This window comes from Paenibacillus rhizoryzae (genome assembly GCF_059686995.1).
The window spans coordinates 76,758-94,880 of the sequence record NZ_JCAALT010000007.1 but is presented as its reverse complement, the minus strand read 5'-3'; the positions used below and the strand labels follow the sequence as shown (position 1 = coordinate 94,880).

General features: G+C 47.5%; 19 protein-coding genes, 1 pseudogene and 1 other annotated feature. Of the genes and pseudogenes, 12 read left to right on the top strand and 8 right to left on the bottom strand.

Features of this window, described 5'->3' with window-relative positions:
• The first annotated feature begins 14 nt into the window (after positions 1–14).
• The 3 genes from AC6ESO_RS21065 to AC6ESO_RS21055 all read left to right on the top strand — a co-directional run bounded on the left by AC6ESO_RS21065 (position 15) and on the right by AC6ESO_RS21055 (position 2,911).
• Positions 15–956 (top strand): glycoside hydrolase family 43 protein, encoded by a 942-nt coding sequence (locus tag AC6ESO_RS21065; RefSeq protein WP_497093099.1) that lies wholly within the window; start codon positions 15–17, stop codon positions 954–956.
• A gap of 135 nt (positions 957–1,091) precedes the next feature.
• Complete coding sequence (locus AC6ESO_RS21060) at positions 1,092–2,405, top strand: MFS transporter (RefSeq protein WP_497093098.1); 1,314 nt, start codon at positions 1,092–1,094, stop codon at positions 2,403–2,405.
• A gap of 59 nt (positions 2,406–2,464) precedes the next feature.
• Positions 2,465–2,911 carry a histidine phosphatase family protein gene (locus AC6ESO_RS21055; RefSeq protein ID WP_497093097.1) on the top strand — a complete coding sequence of 149 codons (447 nt, stop codon included), beginning with the start codon at positions 2,465–2,467 and terminating at the stop codon, positions 2,909–2,911.
• On the opposite strand, the gene AC6ESO_RS21050 is transcribed toward AC6ESO_RS21055, so the two are convergent.
• From AC6ESO_RS21050 to AC6ESO_RS21030, 5 genes and pseudogenes are all read right to left on the bottom strand, one after another.
• A complete protein-coding gene (locus tag AC6ESO_RS21050; RefSeq protein WP_497093096.1) occupies positions 2,908–3,708 on the bottom strand; it encodes a DUF2935 domain-containing protein in 801 nt (266 codons plus the stop codon). The genes AC6ESO_RS21055 and AC6ESO_RS21050 overlap by 4 nt on opposite strands.
• 95 nt (positions 3,709–3,803) lie before the next feature.
• Positions 3,804–3,899 (bottom strand): annotated as a pseudogene (locus AC6ESO_RS21045) (YnfA family protein); the annotation flags it as partial.
• Positions 3,900–4,062: 163 nt separating this feature from the next.
• Entirely contained in the window at positions 4,063–4,245 is a 183-nt protein-coding gene (locus tag AC6ESO_RS21040; RefSeq protein ID WP_091217248.1) for a twin-arginine translocase TatA/TatE family subunit, read from the bottom strand.
• A gap of 33 nt (positions 4,246–4,278) precedes the next feature.
• On the bottom strand, positions 4,279–4,836 hold the full coding sequence (locus tag AC6ESO_RS21035; protein ID WP_497093095.1) for a RidA family protein: 558 nt from the start codon (positions 4,834–4,836) through the stop codon (positions 4,279–4,281).
• A gap of 30 nt (positions 4,837–4,866) precedes the next feature.
• Positions 4,867–6,471: an FAD-dependent oxidoreductase gene (locus AC6ESO_RS21030; RefSeq protein ID WP_494819769.1), complete on the bottom strand. Its 1,605-nt coding sequence runs from the start codon at positions 6,469–6,471 to the stop codon at positions 4,867–4,869.
• Between the two features lie 378 nt (positions 6,472–6,849).
• On the opposite strand from AC6ESO_RS21030, the gene AC6ESO_RS21025 reads away from it, so the two are divergent.
• Positions 6,850–7,080, top strand: a complete 231-nt coding sequence (locus AC6ESO_RS21025; RefSeq protein WP_497093094.1) for a MerR family transcriptional regulator — start codon at positions 6,850–6,852, stop codon at positions 7,078–7,080.
• Entirely contained in the window at positions 7,077–7,832 is a 756-nt protein-coding gene (gene tatC, locus AC6ESO_RS21020) for a twin-arginine translocase subunit TatC (protein ID WP_497093093.1), read from the top strand. Before AC6ESO_RS21025 ends, tatC begins: the two co-directional genes overlap by 4 nt.
• Positions 7,833–7,868: 36 nt before the next feature.
• On the opposite strand, the gene AC6ESO_RS21015 is transcribed toward tatC, so the two are convergent.
• On the bottom strand, positions 7,869–8,549 hold the full coding sequence (locus AC6ESO_RS21015) for a helix-turn-helix transcriptional regulator (protein WP_497093092.1): 681 nt from the start codon (positions 8,547–8,549) through the stop codon (positions 7,869–7,871).
• An 88-nt stretch (positions 8,550–8,637) separates the two neighbouring features.
• Between AC6ESO_RS21015 and AC6ESO_RS21010 the strand changes: the two genes are divergently transcribed.
• The 3 genes from AC6ESO_RS21010 to asd all read left to right on the top strand — a co-directional run bounded on the left by AC6ESO_RS21010 (position 8,638) and on the right by asd (position 11,923).
• Positions 8,638–9,054 (top strand): DUF1801 domain-containing protein, encoded by a 417-nt coding sequence (locus AC6ESO_RS21010; RefSeq protein WP_494819765.1) that lies wholly within the window; start codon positions 8,638–8,640, stop codon positions 9,052–9,054.
• 88 nt (positions 9,055–9,142) lie between these two features.
• Positions 9,143–10,369 carry a winged helix-turn-helix domain-containing protein gene (locus AC6ESO_RS21005; RefSeq protein WP_497093091.1) on the top strand — a complete coding sequence of 409 codons (1,227 nt, stop codon included), beginning with the start codon at positions 9,143–9,145 and terminating at the stop codon, positions 10,367–10,369.
• Between the two features lie 73 nt (positions 10,370–10,442).
• Positions 10,443–10,704, top strand: a binding site (T-box leader).
• A gap of 133 nt (positions 10,705–10,837) precedes the next feature.
• Entirely contained in the window at positions 10,838–11,923 is a 1,086-nt protein-coding gene (gene asd / locus AC6ESO_RS21000; protein ID WP_497093090.1) for an aspartate-semialdehyde dehydrogenase, read from the top strand.
• Between the two features lie 73 nt (positions 11,924–11,996).
• Here the strand turns inward: asd and AC6ESO_RS20995 are convergent, their stop codons facing one another.
• Positions 11,997–14,495 (bottom strand): hypothetical protein, encoded by a 2,499-nt coding sequence (locus AC6ESO_RS20995; RefSeq protein ID WP_497093089.1) that lies wholly within the window; start codon positions 14,493–14,495, stop codon positions 11,997–11,999.
• A gap of 150 nt (positions 14,496–14,645) precedes the next feature.
• Positions 14,646–15,233, bottom strand: a complete 588-nt coding sequence (locus tag AC6ESO_RS20990) for a hypothetical protein (RefSeq protein WP_497093088.1) — start codon at positions 15,231–15,233, stop codon at positions 14,646–14,648.
• 109 nt (positions 15,234–15,342) lie between these two features.
• On the opposite strand from AC6ESO_RS20990, the gene AC6ESO_RS20985 reads away from it, so the two are divergent.
• From AC6ESO_RS20985 to AC6ESO_RS20970, 4 genes are all read left to right on the top strand, one after another.
• Complete coding sequence (locus tag AC6ESO_RS20985) at positions 15,343–15,639, top strand: hypothetical protein (RefSeq protein ID WP_497093087.1); 297 nt, start codon at positions 15,343–15,345, stop codon at positions 15,637–15,639.
• Positions 15,640–15,873: 234 nt separating this feature from the next.
• Positions 15,874–16,395: a GNAT family N-acetyltransferase gene (locus tag AC6ESO_RS20980; RefSeq protein ID WP_497093086.1), complete on the top strand. Its 522-nt coding sequence runs from the start codon at positions 15,874–15,876 to the stop codon at positions 16,393–16,395.
• Between the two features lie 111 nt (positions 16,396–16,506).
• Positions 16,507–16,962 (top strand): GNAT family N-acetyltransferase, encoded by a 456-nt coding sequence (locus AC6ESO_RS20975; RefSeq protein ID WP_497093085.1) that lies wholly within the window; start codon positions 16,507–16,509, stop codon positions 16,960–16,962.
• Positions 16,963–17,164: 202 nt separating this feature from the next.
• Positions 17,165–18,106 carry a LysR family transcriptional regulator gene (locus AC6ESO_RS20970; RefSeq protein ID WP_497093084.1) on the top strand — a complete coding sequence of 314 codons (942 nt, stop codon included), beginning with the start codon at positions 17,165–17,167 and terminating at the stop codon, positions 18,104–18,106.
• Positions 18,107–18,123 lie beyond the last annotated feature (17 nt).

The following is an 18,123-nucleotide window of genomic DNA, read 5'->3' as shown; positions in this document are numbered from 1 at the left end:
AGGGACTTATTCTAATGACTACAGGCAGCACATCTGCGAATGAAGGCAAGAAGCTATCCGGGAATCCCATCGTGCCGGGCTGGTATGCGGATCCGGAGGCTAGAATCTTTGAAGGACGGTATTGGATTTATCCGACTTATTCAGCGCCGTACGATGAACAGCTCCATTTGGACGCTTTTCATTCTTCCGATTTGGTAGAGTGGACCAAAGTAACCCATATTCTTGAAATGAGCAATATTACATGGGGTAAACGCGCGCTGTGGGCACCATCTCCGATTGAGCGTGGCGGGAAATACTATTTGTATTTTGCAGCGAACGATATTCAGAGCAACAACGAGCTTGGCGGCATCGGTGTAGCCGTCTCGGATCGTCCGGAAGGTCCTTTCCGCGATGCGATCGGTAAGCCGCTTATCGATAAGTTCTATTATGGCGCGCAGCCCATTGATCCGCATGTATTCATCGACGACGATGGGACTGCTTATTTGTATTACGGCGGCTGGGGCCATTGCAATGTCGTGAAGCTGAACGAAGATATGGTGAGTTTAGATTCATTTGAAGATGGCACTACTTTCGTCGAAGTAACGCCGGATCATTTCGTAGAAGGCCCTTGTATGATTAAACGAAACGGTCTCTATTATTTCATGTGGGCTGAAGGTGGCTGGGGAGAGCCGGATTATTCCGTCGCCTACGCCGTCTCGCAATCTCCAATGGGTCCGTTCGAACGCGTCGGCAAAATATTGCAGCAAAATGCTGAAATCGCCACAAGCGCGGGTCATCACGGCATCATAGAGGTTCCGGGTGCCGACGAATGGTATATCGTGTATCACCGCAGACCTTTGACTGAAACAGATCGAAATCATCGCGTTCTCTGTATTGATCGTATGCACTTCACCGAAGATGGCAGCATTGAGCCTGTGCAAATTACATTCGAAGGTGTAAGCGAGCGGTTGCTGTAACTTCAGATAAATGTATGCATGGAATCCGTGATCATTCGCGGATTCTTTTTATTTCTCGTTAGGCCGAAATTAGCTATACAAACGCTGGTGAATCGTTTAACCTAAATAGAAATGACTGCAGCAGAGGGACGACATATGACTTGGAAATTGCCTTTCTTTCGAAATCGTAAAGATTCAGATCAACGCAAGTACTTGAAAATCATAACCAGCGAAGGCATCTCAGGCGTACTGCTGGCAAGTTTGATTGGCGGGCCATTCCTGACCGGATACATGCTGCATTTAGGTGCATCCTCCGCTCAGATCGGATTCGCGCTGGCCATACCGGCATTTGCCAACTTGGCTCAAATCTTCACCGCGATTGTTACCCATAATGTTGATAATCGTAGAGCGTACGTACTGGCTTATGGTGTTTTGTATCGATTATTGTGGGTGCTGACGGGACTTATTCCATTTGTACTGCCACGGAGTTATTGGGTGTATACGTTTATTGTCTTGTATTTGCTCTCGTATCTATGCTCGAACATTGCCGGAGTGATATGGGCATCGTTGATCGGAGATATGGTGCCGGCGCAGGTTCGAGGACGTTATATGGGGATTCGAAATACGATTGTAGGCGGACTTGCCGCAGCAGCCGTGTTGTTCGGCGGACAATTACTGGAGCACTATTCGCAGGAGCAAGGCTTCATCATCCTCTACTCCTTGGCGGCAATTTGCATGCTGTGGAATGGATATCACTTGTTCCGCTATCCGAATATTCCGTTTGAGAAATCGAAGGAGTCGCAGAAGCTGAAGCTGTTACTCAAACCGCTGCAGGATCGTTCGTTCATGCGTGCAACTCTATTTCTAGCTGCATGGATCTTTATTCAAAATGTAGCGGTACCGTTATTCTCTTATGCGATGCTCGACGTGATTAAAGTGAGTATTCAGTGGGTTTCAATCATCACGACGGTTCAGATGATCGTCATGATGGTCAGCTATTATGTGTGGGGCAATTTGAATGCAAAGTACGGCACGAAAAAAGTGCTGATGTGGACGCTTCCGATTATTGCGGCTTCCTGCATCCTATGGGGAGGGATTGCGTGGTTGCCAGCGATTCCGGTGCTGTTCGTCGTTCATATCCTGTTAGGGATGGGCACAGGCGGCTTTACCCAGCTGACGTTTAATTTTACCATTGAGGATTCGCCGAGCGCGGAGCGCACGATATATGTCGCGGTTTACGCGATGCTGACAGGCTTTACCGGTTTTATCGGTCCGATTCTGGGCGGTGAAATCTATCATCAACTGAAGACAATGCCTGCTTGGATGGAGCGGTACGGATTCAGCGCAATGATGGGGCTTGTACTGCTCGGCATTGCGATGACCGTTGGCCGTTCTATGCTGGGCCACAAGCCTGCTAAGCTGGCACGCACTGCAATGTTGCGCAACAAGAAGGAAGAGCTGCTAAGCTAGCGGCCACCCAAGACAAATAAGAGCTGCCGGATTAGTGAATCCGGCAGCTCTTATTGTATGTGGGCGCATTGGCATTCGCGGAGATTATTAGAGGCAATCGCAATATTGTTCTATTTCTCAGTGAGGAGCTGAAGGAAATTGATCTGGGCTCTTGGGAAGGGCGGAAGTTTACGGGAATTGAGCGAGCCTTTCCTGACGAGCATATTGCCTTCCGGAATACCCCGCATGTGTATCGGCCAAGCAATGACGGTGAATCCTTCATGCAATTGCAGGAGAGGGCCATCCCGAAAGTGAACGCGATTGAAGCTGCGCATCAAGGCGGCACGGTTCTGATCGTTAGTCATGCCGTTACATTGAAAACGATCATGGCGTATTTCAAAGGAGATCCGCTAGAGCAGCTGTGGTCGCCGCCGCATATTCATCCAACTTCGTTGAATAAGGTGATCACCGTAGAGGGTGGCTATCTTATCGAACTCCACGGGGACGTCTCCCACTATGAAGCTTAGCTAGCCGGCGCTCCGGCAAGCCGTTGCTCGAAGAGGTCGATCAGATGCAAGAACCTCTCGGCCTCACGGTACACGTGATCAGCAAGGAGGGGGTGGATGATGCTTTTAATCCGGCAAGCTTCGATTAGATCGCGAGCCGCTTTCTTGAAGTCCCGTAAACCGGCAACCGATACCCGGTTCTGATCCAGAAACTGCGTTAGGAGTGGCGTCGTTTGAGACTCTGGACGCATCGAGCTTAAATCCTGAGCTTGAAACAGCAATTGATCAAAATCATGGCTGAAATCTCTCGCTTGATCCACCAGCTTCCGCTCTGACGGATCGAGCAGATGCCCTATAAACTTGGCGTGATCCGCCATGATCTTGAGAAAGAAGACGTTCTCATCGATGATCGAGTCTGCGAGCGGCTCCAATTGACCGTTATTCAACTCATGAAGTCGGTTTCTAAAATAATTAGCTTCCCGGCTGACATGGTCCACTAAGAGAGGGAAATTGTTGCCGCCGGGCAATTTGCACGTCAGAATAAGTCCTAATATTTTGCGTTTGTATACCCAAATGTGAGAGACAGCCGTACATACCTCTGTGTTAAACACTCTGATCTGCTGCGGGTCTGTAGTCAAGGGGAAGGCGTTCGCTTTGGCCTCAATCTGTTCGAAGACTGAATAGAATCCGTTCGCTTCCTGAATGAGCTGAGTATCTTCGCATCGAAATCCAAGCTTGAGAAATAAAGAATGCTCCTTCATGATGCGTGACCAGAAGCGGATCTCTTCCAAAGACTGCGTGACAAAGCTATCTGACATGATATAACCTCCTTTTTCGGCTGCCTTTATTACCATATGGGCAAATGCCGGAGGTTAAATGTTGTCCGCTGTTAACTTACTGAAAAAGGAATTTTGAGCGGCTTGGATTCCCGCAGCCAGAGCCAAACCATATAACCGCCGCCAATCTCGGCAAGGCCGGCGATCACGAAGAGTAGAATTGCTAACCGCATGTTTCGTATCCCCATTCTCTATCCATCACTTTCGCAGCCCTTCAGCTGCATTAGTTAGAGTATAGTGGGTCGAAAGGTGGGGGAGCAACTTTAAGAAAGGCCGTCTTCGACTGCTGCATAAGAGCAGAATCGAAGACGGCCTTTTACCATCGTATACAAATGACTACGATTTATTGTCTGTAACATCTTCTCTGGTGTCAGAAACGAGCTCTTTCGCAGATGTCTTGAACTCATGTAAGGTGCGGCCGACCGCGCGGCCAAGTTCAGGAAGCTTGGAAGGTCCGAAGATAATAAGAACAACTACTAAGATCATCATAAGCCCCGGAAATCCTACGTTTTGCAACATACGAATCATCTCCATTCGAGTAGTGGTATTGGATTAATCTTGGTTATGGTTGCTCGGATAGGCAGCGACCGCTTCGATCTCAATTAGCCAATCGGCATTCACGAGACCTGCGACTCCGACAGTGGAGCGCGCGGTTTTGGTCGGATTCGTGGTCGTGTTGAAATATTTGGCGTACGCCTTAAACCAACCGTCAAAGTCGAATTTACCTTCCTTGGCAGCATCGGGGGCGATATACACGCGCAGATATGTAACATCCTTCATGGACAAGCCTTGTTCCTTCAATTGCTTCTCGATATTCTGGAGGATACTGGTTCCTTGGGCTTCGGTGTCTCCGTAACGCTCGTAGATGGTTTTACCGTCCTTATTGATGACCGCCGGCGTAGTGCCGCTTGTCTCGAAGGTAGCCGTTCCGGCCGGCATGGCAACTGCGCTTGAGATGGAGGACTGAGGACTGCCATAGAATTCCGGCTCATGGATCGGGATGAGTGGATATTTGTGCGGCGTAATCGCGGCATATACACTTGCGGTAGCTGCCAAGGAAGAAATAACGACTGCGAAGATGGCGATTTTGACTTTGCGTTTCAATTTCATGGTTCGTCCCTCCCGAATGAATTAAGTGATCTATTCTTTCATTACGCGCTCATGAATATCGGTAACGACTTCCCGAGCAGACTCAATGCCTCCAGCCATCCAAGCCGTAATGTAACTGATATGCTCCCCTGCGAGATAGACGCGGCGATCAGGCTTGCAGAGCACGGGATAATTGGTTTTTCGATCATCGGCGGAGTAGGAGACCCAGCTGCCCATGTTATATTTGATAGCTTTCCAGTTTACGGAGAACGAGGATTCGAACTCACTGTAATATTGCGGATGGATCTTAGCTCCTTGCTTCAAAGCCAACGCTTCGCGGTCTCGGAATGACAACGCCCCGATCTTATCGGCATTGCTGCCTTGAGCGTAATAACCAAGCAATACCCCTTTCTTAGCAAAATAGTTCGTAGGCGGATAGTAGATCGAAGAGATGTCCATATTCGTCAGCGTGTTGCCGCCGTAGATTTGATCGTCTTCCTCCCAGAATCTGCGTTTGAACTGCAGGCCAATCTTGCCTGCGTTTGCGTATTTGGTATTGTTGATCGCATTGGTCATTTCATAGGAAAGATCATGTTTAATCGTCTTCAATACGGATAGCGGAATCGTACAGATACAGAAGTCGCCTTCGATTTGCTTGGCTTCCCCGCTTAGCAGATCCGTATACGAAACCTGTACTTTTTCACCTACATGCTTGATTTCGGTGACTTCCATATTATGTTTAATCCGGTTGCCGAGTCTTTTCTCAAACGCTTGCGGTATGGCATCAATCCCGCCGACAGGATGGAACATCATCATTTGCTGATCGTAGGAGTATTCGCTGCTGAAGAAGTTTCCGAAACCGGAATTAATAATCGCCTTCATATCGAAAGGGTCGCGGATGACGCCGGCATCAAGCCTCGAACCGGGTTCATCCTTATAACCGCCGCGCGAGGAGCCTTTGTAGAACAAGTCTGCATCCAGATTTCCTTCGGAGCGGAGGTAAGCGACAACCTTTTCTTTCTCCTCCGGCGTAAGAGGGAGATCCAACCCCGGCTGATTGACGGCTTTCGCAAGCAGCTCACTGATATAGCCCTTCACATCCGCTTTCGCGGCACGTTTACGAACACGAGTGTCGGATAATGCTCCGACATTCTCATTGTAATAGTAGGCACTCTCATTCACATTGTTGAAAGGCTCCATCGGAATGCCGAATTCCCGGCAATAGTCCATCGTGACATGGAACTGGGGAATTCGCATCGGACCGGCGTTCAAATACATGCCGTCGTCGAAGCGTGCGACTTGTTTCTGTCCGCCAACCTCTGTCACGGTTGTACCGCGGCGAACCGACCAGTTTCGACCGCCTGAACGAGCACGGGCTTCGAGAATCGTACAATCGTAGCCGGCCTTACCTAGTTCGTAAGCAGCTGTTAAGCCGGCAACGCCAGCTCCAAGTATGACGATTTTCTTGCCGGAGCGGTTCGTACCCTTCAAATCCCAGCTGGAAGGAGGCGTATATTCCGCCGCTTTCATCGTTTGGGGCGTAAAGAGGCCCATCGTGCCCATGACGCTGAATACGGCAGCAGCACCGCCGATCTTGCCGACCGTCGTCAGAAATTGTCTGCGCGACACTTCGTTTGGCGTTTCTTTCGTTTCCATGCGCTTCAGCTCCTTTGGTAGATCGTCTGTTCGACTCTGCGAGAAATGTATCATGGATTTTTTCGGAAGCGCCAATATTTTGTTAGATAGTCTTACATCAATAAAGTTTATATAGGCGATAGAAATAATGAATCAAATTACAAAAAACTTACAACAAATGCAGTAATAACGCGGAGTTCTTGTAATTGCGGATAAACACAGGAAGGCAGTATTTACCATTAATCCCGATATGCTGGGTAATCCGTCCCATTGAACAATCCAATAGATGGTGATAACATTTCGACCCAAGAAGATTTATGTAATGTTTCCTAACATCGTGATCAATCAGAAGCACTTTCCAAGATCAACTACTATTAAGTTCTAGGGAGGCTGCCAGCAATGAATGACAAGGTAATGAGCATTGGTACTGTATGCGACTTGACAGGATTGACGGAAAGACAGATTCGCTATTACGAGGAGAAGCAGTTGATTTTCCCTATTCGGACGAAAGGCGGGGCACGCAAATATTCATTCGATGATGTGGAAAGAGTGAAGGAGATTAACTTGAAGCTGAGGGATGGATTTCACACGTTTGAGCTTAGAAAAGCCGGAAGGGCGTGCGGGGAATGAGAAGCGGCGAAGAGACGATGACTATCATGTCGCATATCACGGAGCTGCGAAGCCGAATATGGCGAATACTCGCTGTCGTATTGCTTTCATTATGCGGCGGTTTGTATGTATCCCCTAAAGTGCTTCGCTATTTGAAAAGCGTCCCGCCGGGCTCGGACATCACCTGGAACGTGTTCTCGCCATGGGACGGCATTCGGATGTACATGACGATCGCGTTTGTGTTTGCGCTTGCGGTATCTCTTCCGTATATTCTGTACCAGTTGTGGAGCTTCGTGAGGAAGGGGCTGCATCCGGAAGAACGTACGGCCGCACTCCGCTATGTTCCCTACAGCGTGGCCTGCTTCTTGATTGGGCTGGCTTTTGGATATTTGATCGTATTCCCCATGAGCTTCGACTTTACTTCCAGAATCACAACTAGCATGGAGCTGGTGGAGACTTACGGCGTCGCGCAATATTTTGGATTTATGTTCAACATCGTCATTCCCCTTGGAGTAGCCTTTGAACTCCCGGTCGTAGTGATGTTCTTGACGAAGATTGGCGTATTAACGCCTCATGCGCTTCATAAGATGCGAAGATATGCCTACCTGGTGCTCGTCATCGTTGCAAGTCTGATCTCTCCTCCGGAGCTGATCTCGCACTTGATGGTATTCATTCCGCTCGTCATTCTCTATGAAATTAGTGTACTGCTCTCGCGCGTCGTCTACGGAAAGAGAAGAAGTAATGCCGTAGCCGAAGTTTCCGGCTCCTTATAAGAAGAGCGCCTCGCAAATGACGAGGCGCTCTTTATTTTATTCTCGGATCATATCGTGCTTCTTGCGCTGCTTCCGATAGATGGAGGGGTTGATCTTGAACAAGCGAGTGAAAGAAGACGAGAAATAGTTAATGTTATTAAAACCGATCGAGTACGCGATATGCCCGATCGACAAATTCGTTTTGTCGAGCAGTTCGGCGGCCTTGTTCATGCGGAGCTGCATAAGAAAAGCATGGGGCGATACTCCCACATGCGCCTTGAACATTTTCGTATAATAACTGCGTTCCAAGCCAAGCTGCGCCGCAATGATCGGGACAGAAAGCGGCTCGGCGTAATAGTCCGTTATAAACTGAATCGCCTTGGCGATATATAAGTCTGCAGTAGAAGTGCTCCTGGAGATCGGTTCGGGATGCGCGGTATCTTTCATGACATTCGCAAACAATTGATAGATAAGCCCTGTTACCAGAAACTCCGTGTAAGCAGGAGTTCCTTGGATGTCAAATAACTGCTGGAAGAGCGCAGTGATAGCGGCTGTTGCTTCGTGCGAAATCACTGGGGATTCCGGAGCTATTCCAGCAAACTGCGATGTTGGATGACTCTGGCTGATGTTAAATCCGATCCACATATAGCTCCACGGATCACTCTGGTCCGCTTGATAGAACCCTAACGGGCAAACGATCCGATTGTCCGTAGAAATGCAGATGAATGGGAGGTGCATGAATTTCTTGGTTATCCGCATAGCACTTCGTTTATAATGAAAGAAGGGCTAAACAGACGAAGCACATGGCAAAGGAGAGACTCTCTTCATGTACGAAACCAAAACCAAGGAAACAGACAGCAGCGTACTAGAATTTATTGAGAATGTGGAGAGCGATAAGAAGCGTGAAGATGCTTATAAGCTGTTGGACATTTTCACCGAAGCATCCGGATTCGAAGCGAAAATGTGGGGGCCAAGCATCATTGGATTTGGTTCCTATCATTATAAATACGCTTCCGGCCACGAAGGGGATGCCCCATATGTGGGGTACTCGCCCCGTAAAGCCAAGATCAGCCTGTATTTTGCGCCAGGCGAGACCAAACGGGAAGAACTGCTTCAGCGATTCGGCAAACATACGACGGGAAAAGGCTGTGTCTACATCAATAAAGTAGCCGATATTGATGTTCAGGTTCTCAGAGAGCTCATCCAACAATCGATCGTGTTTCTGCGAGAACTTTACGAATGAACTCGGCAGCAGCGTCATATACAATCCAACCTCCAGATGCCGGTGAAATAACCGTATTTGGAGGTTTTATTAAGAAGGAGGGATCAGAATGGCGCCATTCCAAACCACAAAAAGAGCACTGAGGCGGTTTTTGCTGGAGAAGCAGCTTTTACTTGAATCGCCTCAGTCATCTGTTTCAATGCGGGAGCGCGTTCTTGACGTAATTAATCAATTGGAATGTGTGCAGATTGATCCTGTCGCTGCGGTACGTCCGAATCAGCATCTGGTTCTGGCTGCCAGAATTCCCGGTTATGAGCCTAGCGTGCTGAATGAACTGCTGAGCAGCAATGAGATTTTCGAATACATGGCGAACGCGGCCTGTATTATTCCGATGAACGATTATCCGATCTTTGAACCAACAAGGCAGCGACTGCGGGCGAACATTCAGCCTCATATGGATCAAATTAGGCCTGTCATTGAGCAAGTCCTGCAGAGATTGGAACAGGAAGGACCGCTAGCTGCCAAATCATTCGAGTCGAGTGAACGTGTACACGGGTATTGGGATAACGTTAACGATAATGCGACGACGAAAGCTACCTCGCATGCACTGAATTTATTGACGGATGCCGCTCAAATTCGGATTGTGGGCCGAGAAGGCAATCAGCGCCGGTTTCATACTACCAGTCAAAGTGTCCCTGCTCCGCTAATCGAGCAAGCGGGTGTAATAGACGAACAGGAAGCGCTCGAAGCGATGATGATGAAGTATTTCAGAGCTTATCGTGTATTTGAACCGAGTGATCCGCGTCTAGGCTGGCAGAAGTTACGAGCCAACGAAAGACGAGAAACGATTGACTCCCACATCAGGGAAGGGGTTGTGTCACCGGTCGAAGTAACGGGTTTGGACAAGCCCTATTACATCTTAGCCGCGGATATGGAGCGTCTTCTGACGCACGACGATGAAGCACGAAATCTGCCTGTTCACGACGATTCGGATCTCAACGTACACTTCTTGCCGCCGCTCGACAACTTATTGTGGAGCCGCAAACGGCTGACTGATCTATTCGAGTTTGATTATCGTTGGGAGATCTACACGCCTGCAGTCAAACGCACCTATGGGTATTATGCGATGCCGATTTTAGCAGGCGATCGATTGATTGGCCGCATGGACCCTCGATTGGATAAGAAACAAGGCCACTTGACCGTGGAGTATCTTCATATCGCCCCTGAAGTCGATTTCACAAAGAAGCTTCGAGACCAAGTTTATGGCGCTCTCGACGCATTCGCTAAGGCTCATGGAGCGACCACTGTAACCATAGCTCGAAGTTCTTTTGAATAGTTGACGATTTTTGAATTATTTTTGAAAATATAGTTTACCTTATAACGGTTATTTGATACTATAAACGAAATGTTAAAATGCGATGAAGAGACGAGTAGATAAATGAACCTTTCACAGAGAGCTCCGGCAGCTGCAAAGGAGTAAAGGCGACATTATTGAAAAAAGACTCTGAGCAGCACATCGGCAACCTACTGCAGGGGATGGTGTGACAGGAGCTCCTGTTATAGAGCTAGAGTATAAACATGACATGTTCATGTCGTACTCGAAGAGGCTGATATGGCGACATGTCAGCGAATTTGGAGTGGTACCACGAGCGGATCAATCTCGTCTCCAAGACTTATTAAAGTCTTGGAGGTGGGATTTTTTTTATTGTTGCAGAGGAAACACCGCTCGAATACACGCATAAGGTACACCAAATCAAACTTTACCGGATCATGAGAAACCATTCTGAAGGGGATTGAATTGCTAATGACGAACAAGCTAAGAGTTGGTATTGTCGGAGGAACAGGCATGGTCGGCCAGCGTTTTGTACAGCTGCTGGATGAGCATCCATGGTTTGAAGTTACAGCGATTGCTGCTAGCAGCGGCTCAGCTGGCAAAACATATGAAGAAGCGGTGAAAGGCAGATGGAAGCTGTCCGGCGCGATTCCGGAAGCAGTGAAACAAATCGTCGTTCAGGATGCATCGAAAGTAGAAGAAGTCTCTTCTCAAGTAGATTTTGTATTCTGCGCTGTAGATATGAAGAAAGATGAAATTAAAGCCTTGGAAGAAGCATATGCCAAAACAGGCACGCCTGTTGTTTCCAACAACTCGGCACATCGCTGGACGCCGGACGTTCCTATGGTGATCCCGGAAATTAACCCGAGCCATCTTGAAGTTATTGCAGCTCAAAGAAAACGTCTGGGCACTGAAACCGGCTTCATTGCGGTTAAGCCAAACTGCTCGATCCAAAGCTACGTGCCGGCACTTCACGCATTGCTTGATTTCAAACCTACTCAGGTTGTGGCTTCGACTTATCAGGCTATTTCCGGTGCAGGGAAGAACTTTACGGATTGGCCGGATATGTTAGACAATGTTATTCCGTATATTGGCGGCGAAGAAGAGAAAAGCGAGCAAGAGCCGCTTCGGATCTGGGGAACGGTTAAGAATGGCGAAATCGTGAAAGCAAGCGCACCGCTTATCACAACCCAATGTATTCGAGTTCCGGTTACGGATGGACATTTGGCAACTGTGTTTGCATCGTTCGAGAATAAACCGGCGAAAGAAGAAATTCTTGCGCGCTGGAAGGAATACCAAGGACGTCCGCAAGAGCTTGGCCTTCCTAGTGCCCCTAAGCAATTCATTACGTATTTCGAAGAAGAAAACAGACCGCAAACGAAGCTGGACCGCGATATTGAGAACGGTATGGGCGTTTCCGTTGGCAGATTGCGCGAGGATTCCCTTTACGATTATAAATTCGTAGGATTGTCGCACAATACACTTCGCGGAGCAGCCGGCGGTGCGGTTCTGATCGCTGAATTGCTGAAAGCAGAAGGATATATTCAAGCGAAATAAAGCAGCATATAGTCAAAATATAGAAACAGCAAGCACGCCTGTGCTTGCTGTTTCTGCGTATAAAGGGCCATGATCAGTTGTAGCTTCGCAGCACGAACGTGGGTTTGTTAGCGGCATCGCCATCGATGGTCATGGATTCATAATAACCGTCCGCTATCGATCGCTGAACAGCCTGTGATTGAAGATCGATCTTGATGACTTCAGTGACAAACAGCTTACTCTCGTCTTGAGAGTCCAGATTATGCGAATAACGGTCATTTTGGTTATTATGCAGCAAGAAATACAGATTCCCATCGGATTTTATCAGTTCTCCGATATCAGCGTAATTTTGCCTAAAGAGTTCGCTTACCGATTGGCGTTTCAAATCAATCTTCAAGATGCGGAATCCTTGCACAAGATAAAGGACATTAGCTTGACTATCCAGAATGAACGAATTTTCTCCCGGCGTCGTGCGATCGTAAATGCCATCAGGCGTGGAACGCGGGAATGCAATGGTACTGAGACGTCTTCCTTGCCGGTCGAAACGTTCTAAACGCCGGTCAAGCAGCACAAGGACCTCTTCATGATAGGGAATAATCCGTACATGGGCTCTCATATTCTCGTTTTCACTTAAGTAGAAGGAGCGAAATTGCTGCTTTTTTTCATGGACCTGATACAAGGAACCGAAGAGGTAGTACCAGGTGATCCCGCTGATTTTATCGTAAAACCATTCTTGATCTTGGAAATGGGGATAGTCGACTTTGTTCAGCTTGGCAGAAGACTGAAAAGCCTGTGATTTAACCTTGACCCGATTCAAATCTTGATCCACGACCCAGGTGAGCGCAGTGGAGGCGATTTGCAATTGCGTCCCTTTGATCGTCAGCTTATAGGGGGTAGGAATATAGCTCACAGCTATAATTTCCAGCTTGTCATTCAGTTTCAATACCCGAGATGCTTCCGTATCTGCCACAATCCAACTATTCTGCCACCGCGTAAAATCTCTGACACCGACGCCGCCTGCCGCTTCTCCAATCTTAACGGTGACCGTTACAGGCAGCTCGCCGATTTCTGATAGTTCCCCGGCTTTGAAAGCGTAGAAATGACGATCCACCACTACGTACCAGTCGGAACCGATTTTACGGAATGTTTTGGCATAGCTGTAATCTTCCTCTCGGTAGACCTTATCTATCGCATCTTGGAGGTCCTGCGGAATAGTGGCGTTAGTGTTATCTTCCGGGGAACTCGTTTCTATAATCGGATGACTAAACGTTGTAAATGGCTTGCGATTCTCGTTCTTCACGGTGAAATTCTGAAGTGGGGAGGACCGGATGGAGTCAAGCTCTGCTTCCTCGGAATGAATGAGATCCGGCCAAGAAATAGAGACAACCTTGCCATGATCCTCATAATCCACCAGCGACCCGCGAGATGCGATCCACGTGAGCCCTTTTGTTGGGAACTGTAGGAATTCAGGCGGATATTCGGCTATGATTTCGGCTACAGATCTGGTTTCTGTGCCGGCTTCGGCTTCGGTTTGTACCTCATCTGAATACTGAAGGACCTCCATTTTGTCAGGCGCTACATGGATGAAGGTGCGGAAGTTGAATGCTTGCCAATCTTCCAGCCATAGCCTTGATTCAACCGGCAGCGGGCTGAGCTCTTCGTTAAGGAACGACATGAATTCCACGCCTTCTTGGTTACGAAATCGCCCGATTAGCTGCGGAGATCCTTCCAAGAATGAAAGTTGTTTGACTTGAAGCAGCTCATACCCGGTATACCGTCGTACGAGATAATGGGGGTCTTTGAAATAGACGATACTGCTTCCTTCATCTAGGAACGAATATACGGTGGGTCCTTCTGGCAACAGAAAAACGCGATTGTTTGTTACTACCTGCACATCAGGAGTCTTAGCTGAGGTTTCCGGTGCTGATGCTTCAATCGTTCCTCTATTGATCGTTTCCCAGCCGTCGTGAGAAGGATCATATACTTCCTCGGAGAATCCGGATCCATTCCGTACCTTGAGGAGGAAGAGGCGCGGTTCCTCCGTAAGCCGGATCGACAATACTTCATGAGGTCCGAAGAAAAGATTCGTATCCTCGATTACGACGGGTGCAGGCTCAATACGGATGGCAATCCAAGCACCGCTTGCATTGGATATCGAATCTTGTGCGCTATTCTCGGTGACTTGAGCCCCAATGAGCAAGTAATCACCGTTCAGCCATGCTTCCAGCGGGAAGGGCGTTTTCCATTCATAGATACTCTGTTTATTGATACCATCTGAAGTGTAGTAGAGGTGTAGATCTTGAACATAGATCATGGCTTGTTCATTCTTCCAGAGCACACGCGTTTCCTTCGAATCCGCCATGAATTCGCCTTCAAGAGGCTTCCAATCCGGGTTTAGAGAAGGCAGGGATTTCGTTGAAGTAGAGGAAGCCGTTGTTGGAGGTGGGGATGCTTTATCGTTCGTTACAGTAGGAATGCTCTTAGTGGAAGGGAGATTCTTATCCTTTACTCCGTGATAATAGAAGAATACGATTGTAAGTAAGGTAAGAGCGGTGAAGGTGATCATGATGAGCATACGACTTTGTGGTTTCATATAGCCACTCCTCAATGCTACCCAAATAATCTCAATAATTAGACGTGATTACTTGGGAAAAGTTGCTTGTATGAACGATCTTTCAATGGGAAGTGATCACTTGAAATAAGAAAGGAGAGTCAGGCTGACTCTCCTTGGAGGCGAACGATATCAGGGTCTCGTAAATAGTTGATTAATCGTGTCCATCGCAAGATTTACATTGACTAAAGCCTGCTTTATCATGGCCTCATCCATCACGGCTGACTGGCTCCCTTGCTGGATCGGCTGTTTATAGGCGATTTGTTCCATTAGTAAATTGTTTTCTTCGATTCGGGAGTCCGTTAATGCTTCAAGCGATTTCAGGTGCTGTTCATATTGTTCCCGTTCATGCGATTTGTACGGTGTACCTTGTTCTAAAGAAATCAAGGCATCCTCGAAGAAATACTTCATATAAATGACTATAGGGCCTGCCAACAAATCTTTCATTGTTGCCAATTCTTCCTCCGTTGCTCCAACCTCATCTACCAATTCCCAGAATTGTCGACGTGTTTCAGGCGTCAGATTGTTCCGATTGCGTACTACCCGTGCAAGAATTTCTTGGAATATGTCCTTCTGATGCGCGGTCATGTTCTTAGCAAGGGTCTTCTGCGGTTCTTCTGTGTCCGCAACGGTTTGGTTAGCATTCGTGTCACAGCCAACCAGCATGATAACAACAAGCAAAGAAAGAATCAGCCGTTTCAGATTGATCGACACTCCCATCTGGCTATGATGCTGTAAACGTACATACGATCATTTATATGCATAAAAATCCATGAGATAACAGGAATATTCACGATTGGATCACTTGATTCAGGAAGGTGGAAAGGACATGAAAGCAAAATACGTACTCCTTACAGTGGTTATGCTTGGTACCGTTGTTTCGTTATCGGGATGTGTGCCCGGAGATGGAACGAATACCGTGAACCATCCCGCAGGTTTTTTCTGGGGAATCTGGCACGGCTGGGTAGCACCGATTTCGCTAATCATTGGCATCTTCAAACCTTACATCAGAGTCTATGAAGCGCATAACGTAGGCTGGTGGTACGACGCAGGATTTTATATCGCTGTCATTTGCGGCTTTGGCGGGATTTCCTTCCGTCGGAGGAAGAAGGGCAAACAGGACTAGCGTGTAGGATGAGATGGGGTAGTCGGTATTTCCGACTATCCCATCTTTTGGTATGATTGAATTCGGGAATAGATGGAAGCACGCTGATCATGAAGAGTTGTTTCGTAATTATGCATGTTTATTCATTTTTGTGAATGGTGTTGATGTCTGTGGAATAGGCTGTAGATCATCAGAGAATAAGTGTTACATAATAATAGTTATGTAAACTAGAGTCGCAGGAGGCAAAACGAGAAGATGGAAACGAAGCGATTAATCATTAGAGAATTTATAGCTTCCGATTTGGATGCTGTCCATGCGTATGCCTCAGATCCATTGGTCTGTACGCACACCATTTGGGGGCCAAATACAATTGAAGATACACAGAACTATCTCGATAGCGTTATTAACATGCAGAAACAGCAGCCGCGGCAGGATTATGAATTTGCGGTTGTTCTGAAGGAAAGCGGGGAGTTGATTGGCGGCTGTGGTATTCACATCGGCAATCCTTTACAAGCGGAACTGGGTTATTGCTTCAATCGCAAATTCTGGGGGAATGGCTATGCTACTGAAGCCGCCGCTGCCTTGCTGCAGTTTGGCTTTCGAGAGCACGGACTTCATCGCATGTACGCAACCTGTCGACCGGATAATGTAGGTTCTGCTACCGTAATGCAACGAATTGGGATGAAATTTGAAGGCCATCTAAGAGAACATATGCGGCATAAAGGAAAGTGGCATGATTCCTTTCAATACTCGATTTTAGAACAGGAATGGATGTGAACGCGGTAGCTTCCGTCTTTACTGGGATCGAGCCGGAATACATATCGACTTCACTTGGCCGGATTAGTATAATGGATGGATAAAATCCTACAGACAGTGGAGTGTAGATACATGGAAATCAGAATCGATGATCTTACCGGAGCCAAAATCATTGCCCTAATCGAAGAACATGTTCAGAATATGGCCGAGCAGTCTCCCGAGGAAAGCATGCATGCGCTGGACCTCAAAGGGTTAAAGCAGCCAGAAATCACGTTCTGGAGCGCATGGGAAGAGGATGAATTACTCGGATGCGGCGCCATCAACGAGCTGGATGCGGGACACGGAGAGATCAAGTCCATGCGAACATCGCTGCAGCATTTAAGAAAAGGAGTAGCGAGACGACTTCTTGAACATATGATCGAAGAAGCCAAGAAACGCGGGTATTCACGGCTAAGTTTGGAGACGGGATCGTTGGAATCCTACTACCCTGCTAAGAAGCTATACGCCAGTCTTGGTTTTGAAGAATGTGAGCCATTCGCGGATTATGTACTAGACCCTTACAGTATTTTCATGACGAAGGCATTGTGAATCACCGGTGCAACACCGGCGCGGTCCCACCAATGATTCAAGGCGTCTTTCCCTATGTATCTACACAGGGAGGACGCCTTTTGCAGTTGTTCGGGAAAGTCACTTCATCTGGAACTATTTAGGATTTGAATGAAGAGTTAATAGACAAAACAAAGAGGTACCTATATTATGTGTTTAACTATCATTTTAAGGACGGATACGAATGACGTTGCAGCAATTAAAATACATTCTGGCTATAGTCAGTTGCGGCTCCATTAGTGAAGCGGCCAAACAGCTGTTTATTTCGCAGCCCAGCTTATCCAGTGCAGTCAAAGAATTGGAGCAGGAGATCGGTCTAGACATTTTCTTGCGTACATCCAAGGGAATTGCGCTTTCCAATGAAGGTGCTGAATTTTTATCCTACGCCCGGCAAGTCGTGGAGCAAGCAGAACTGCTTGAGCAGCGGTATATGGACAAGAAACCTACAAAGAAGCTATGCTCGATATCGACGCAGCATTATGCTTTTGCCGTCCAAGCGTTCGTGAGTCTCTTGAAGGATTTGAATACCAACGAATATGAATGCACGTTACGTGAAACGAGGACCTATGAAATTATTGAAGACGTACGTAATATGCGAAGCGAGATCGGCATCCTGTATCTGAGCGACTTCAACCGGAAGGTCATTGAGAAAATCCTGAAAGAAAGCGGACTCCGATTCCATCCGTTGTTCGTAGCAGAACCGCATGTCTTTATTAGCTCCGAGCATCCGCTGGCGGCTAAGACGATGTTGGATATTGAGGATTTGGACGAGTTCCCGTGTCTCGCTTTCGAGCAAGGGGAGTACAATTCGTTCCACTTCTCGGAAGAGATATTAAGCACGAGGTCATACAAGAAGAAAATTATGGTGAGTGATCGCGCGACATTATTTAATCTCCTTATTGGTTTGAATGGCTATACGATCAGCTCCGGTGTTCTAAATGAGGATTTGAACGGGGAGAATATTAAATCGGTACGTCTGCGAACGGTAGAGAAGATGCAAATCGGCTATATTACGAATAGGAAAGCCAATCTGAGTCAACTCGCCACCGATTATGTTGGGAAGCTCGAAAGCATCATCACGGATTTTGGATACGCGATTCTAAGTCAAAAGGATGAACTCAGCTGAGTTCATCCTTTTCTTGT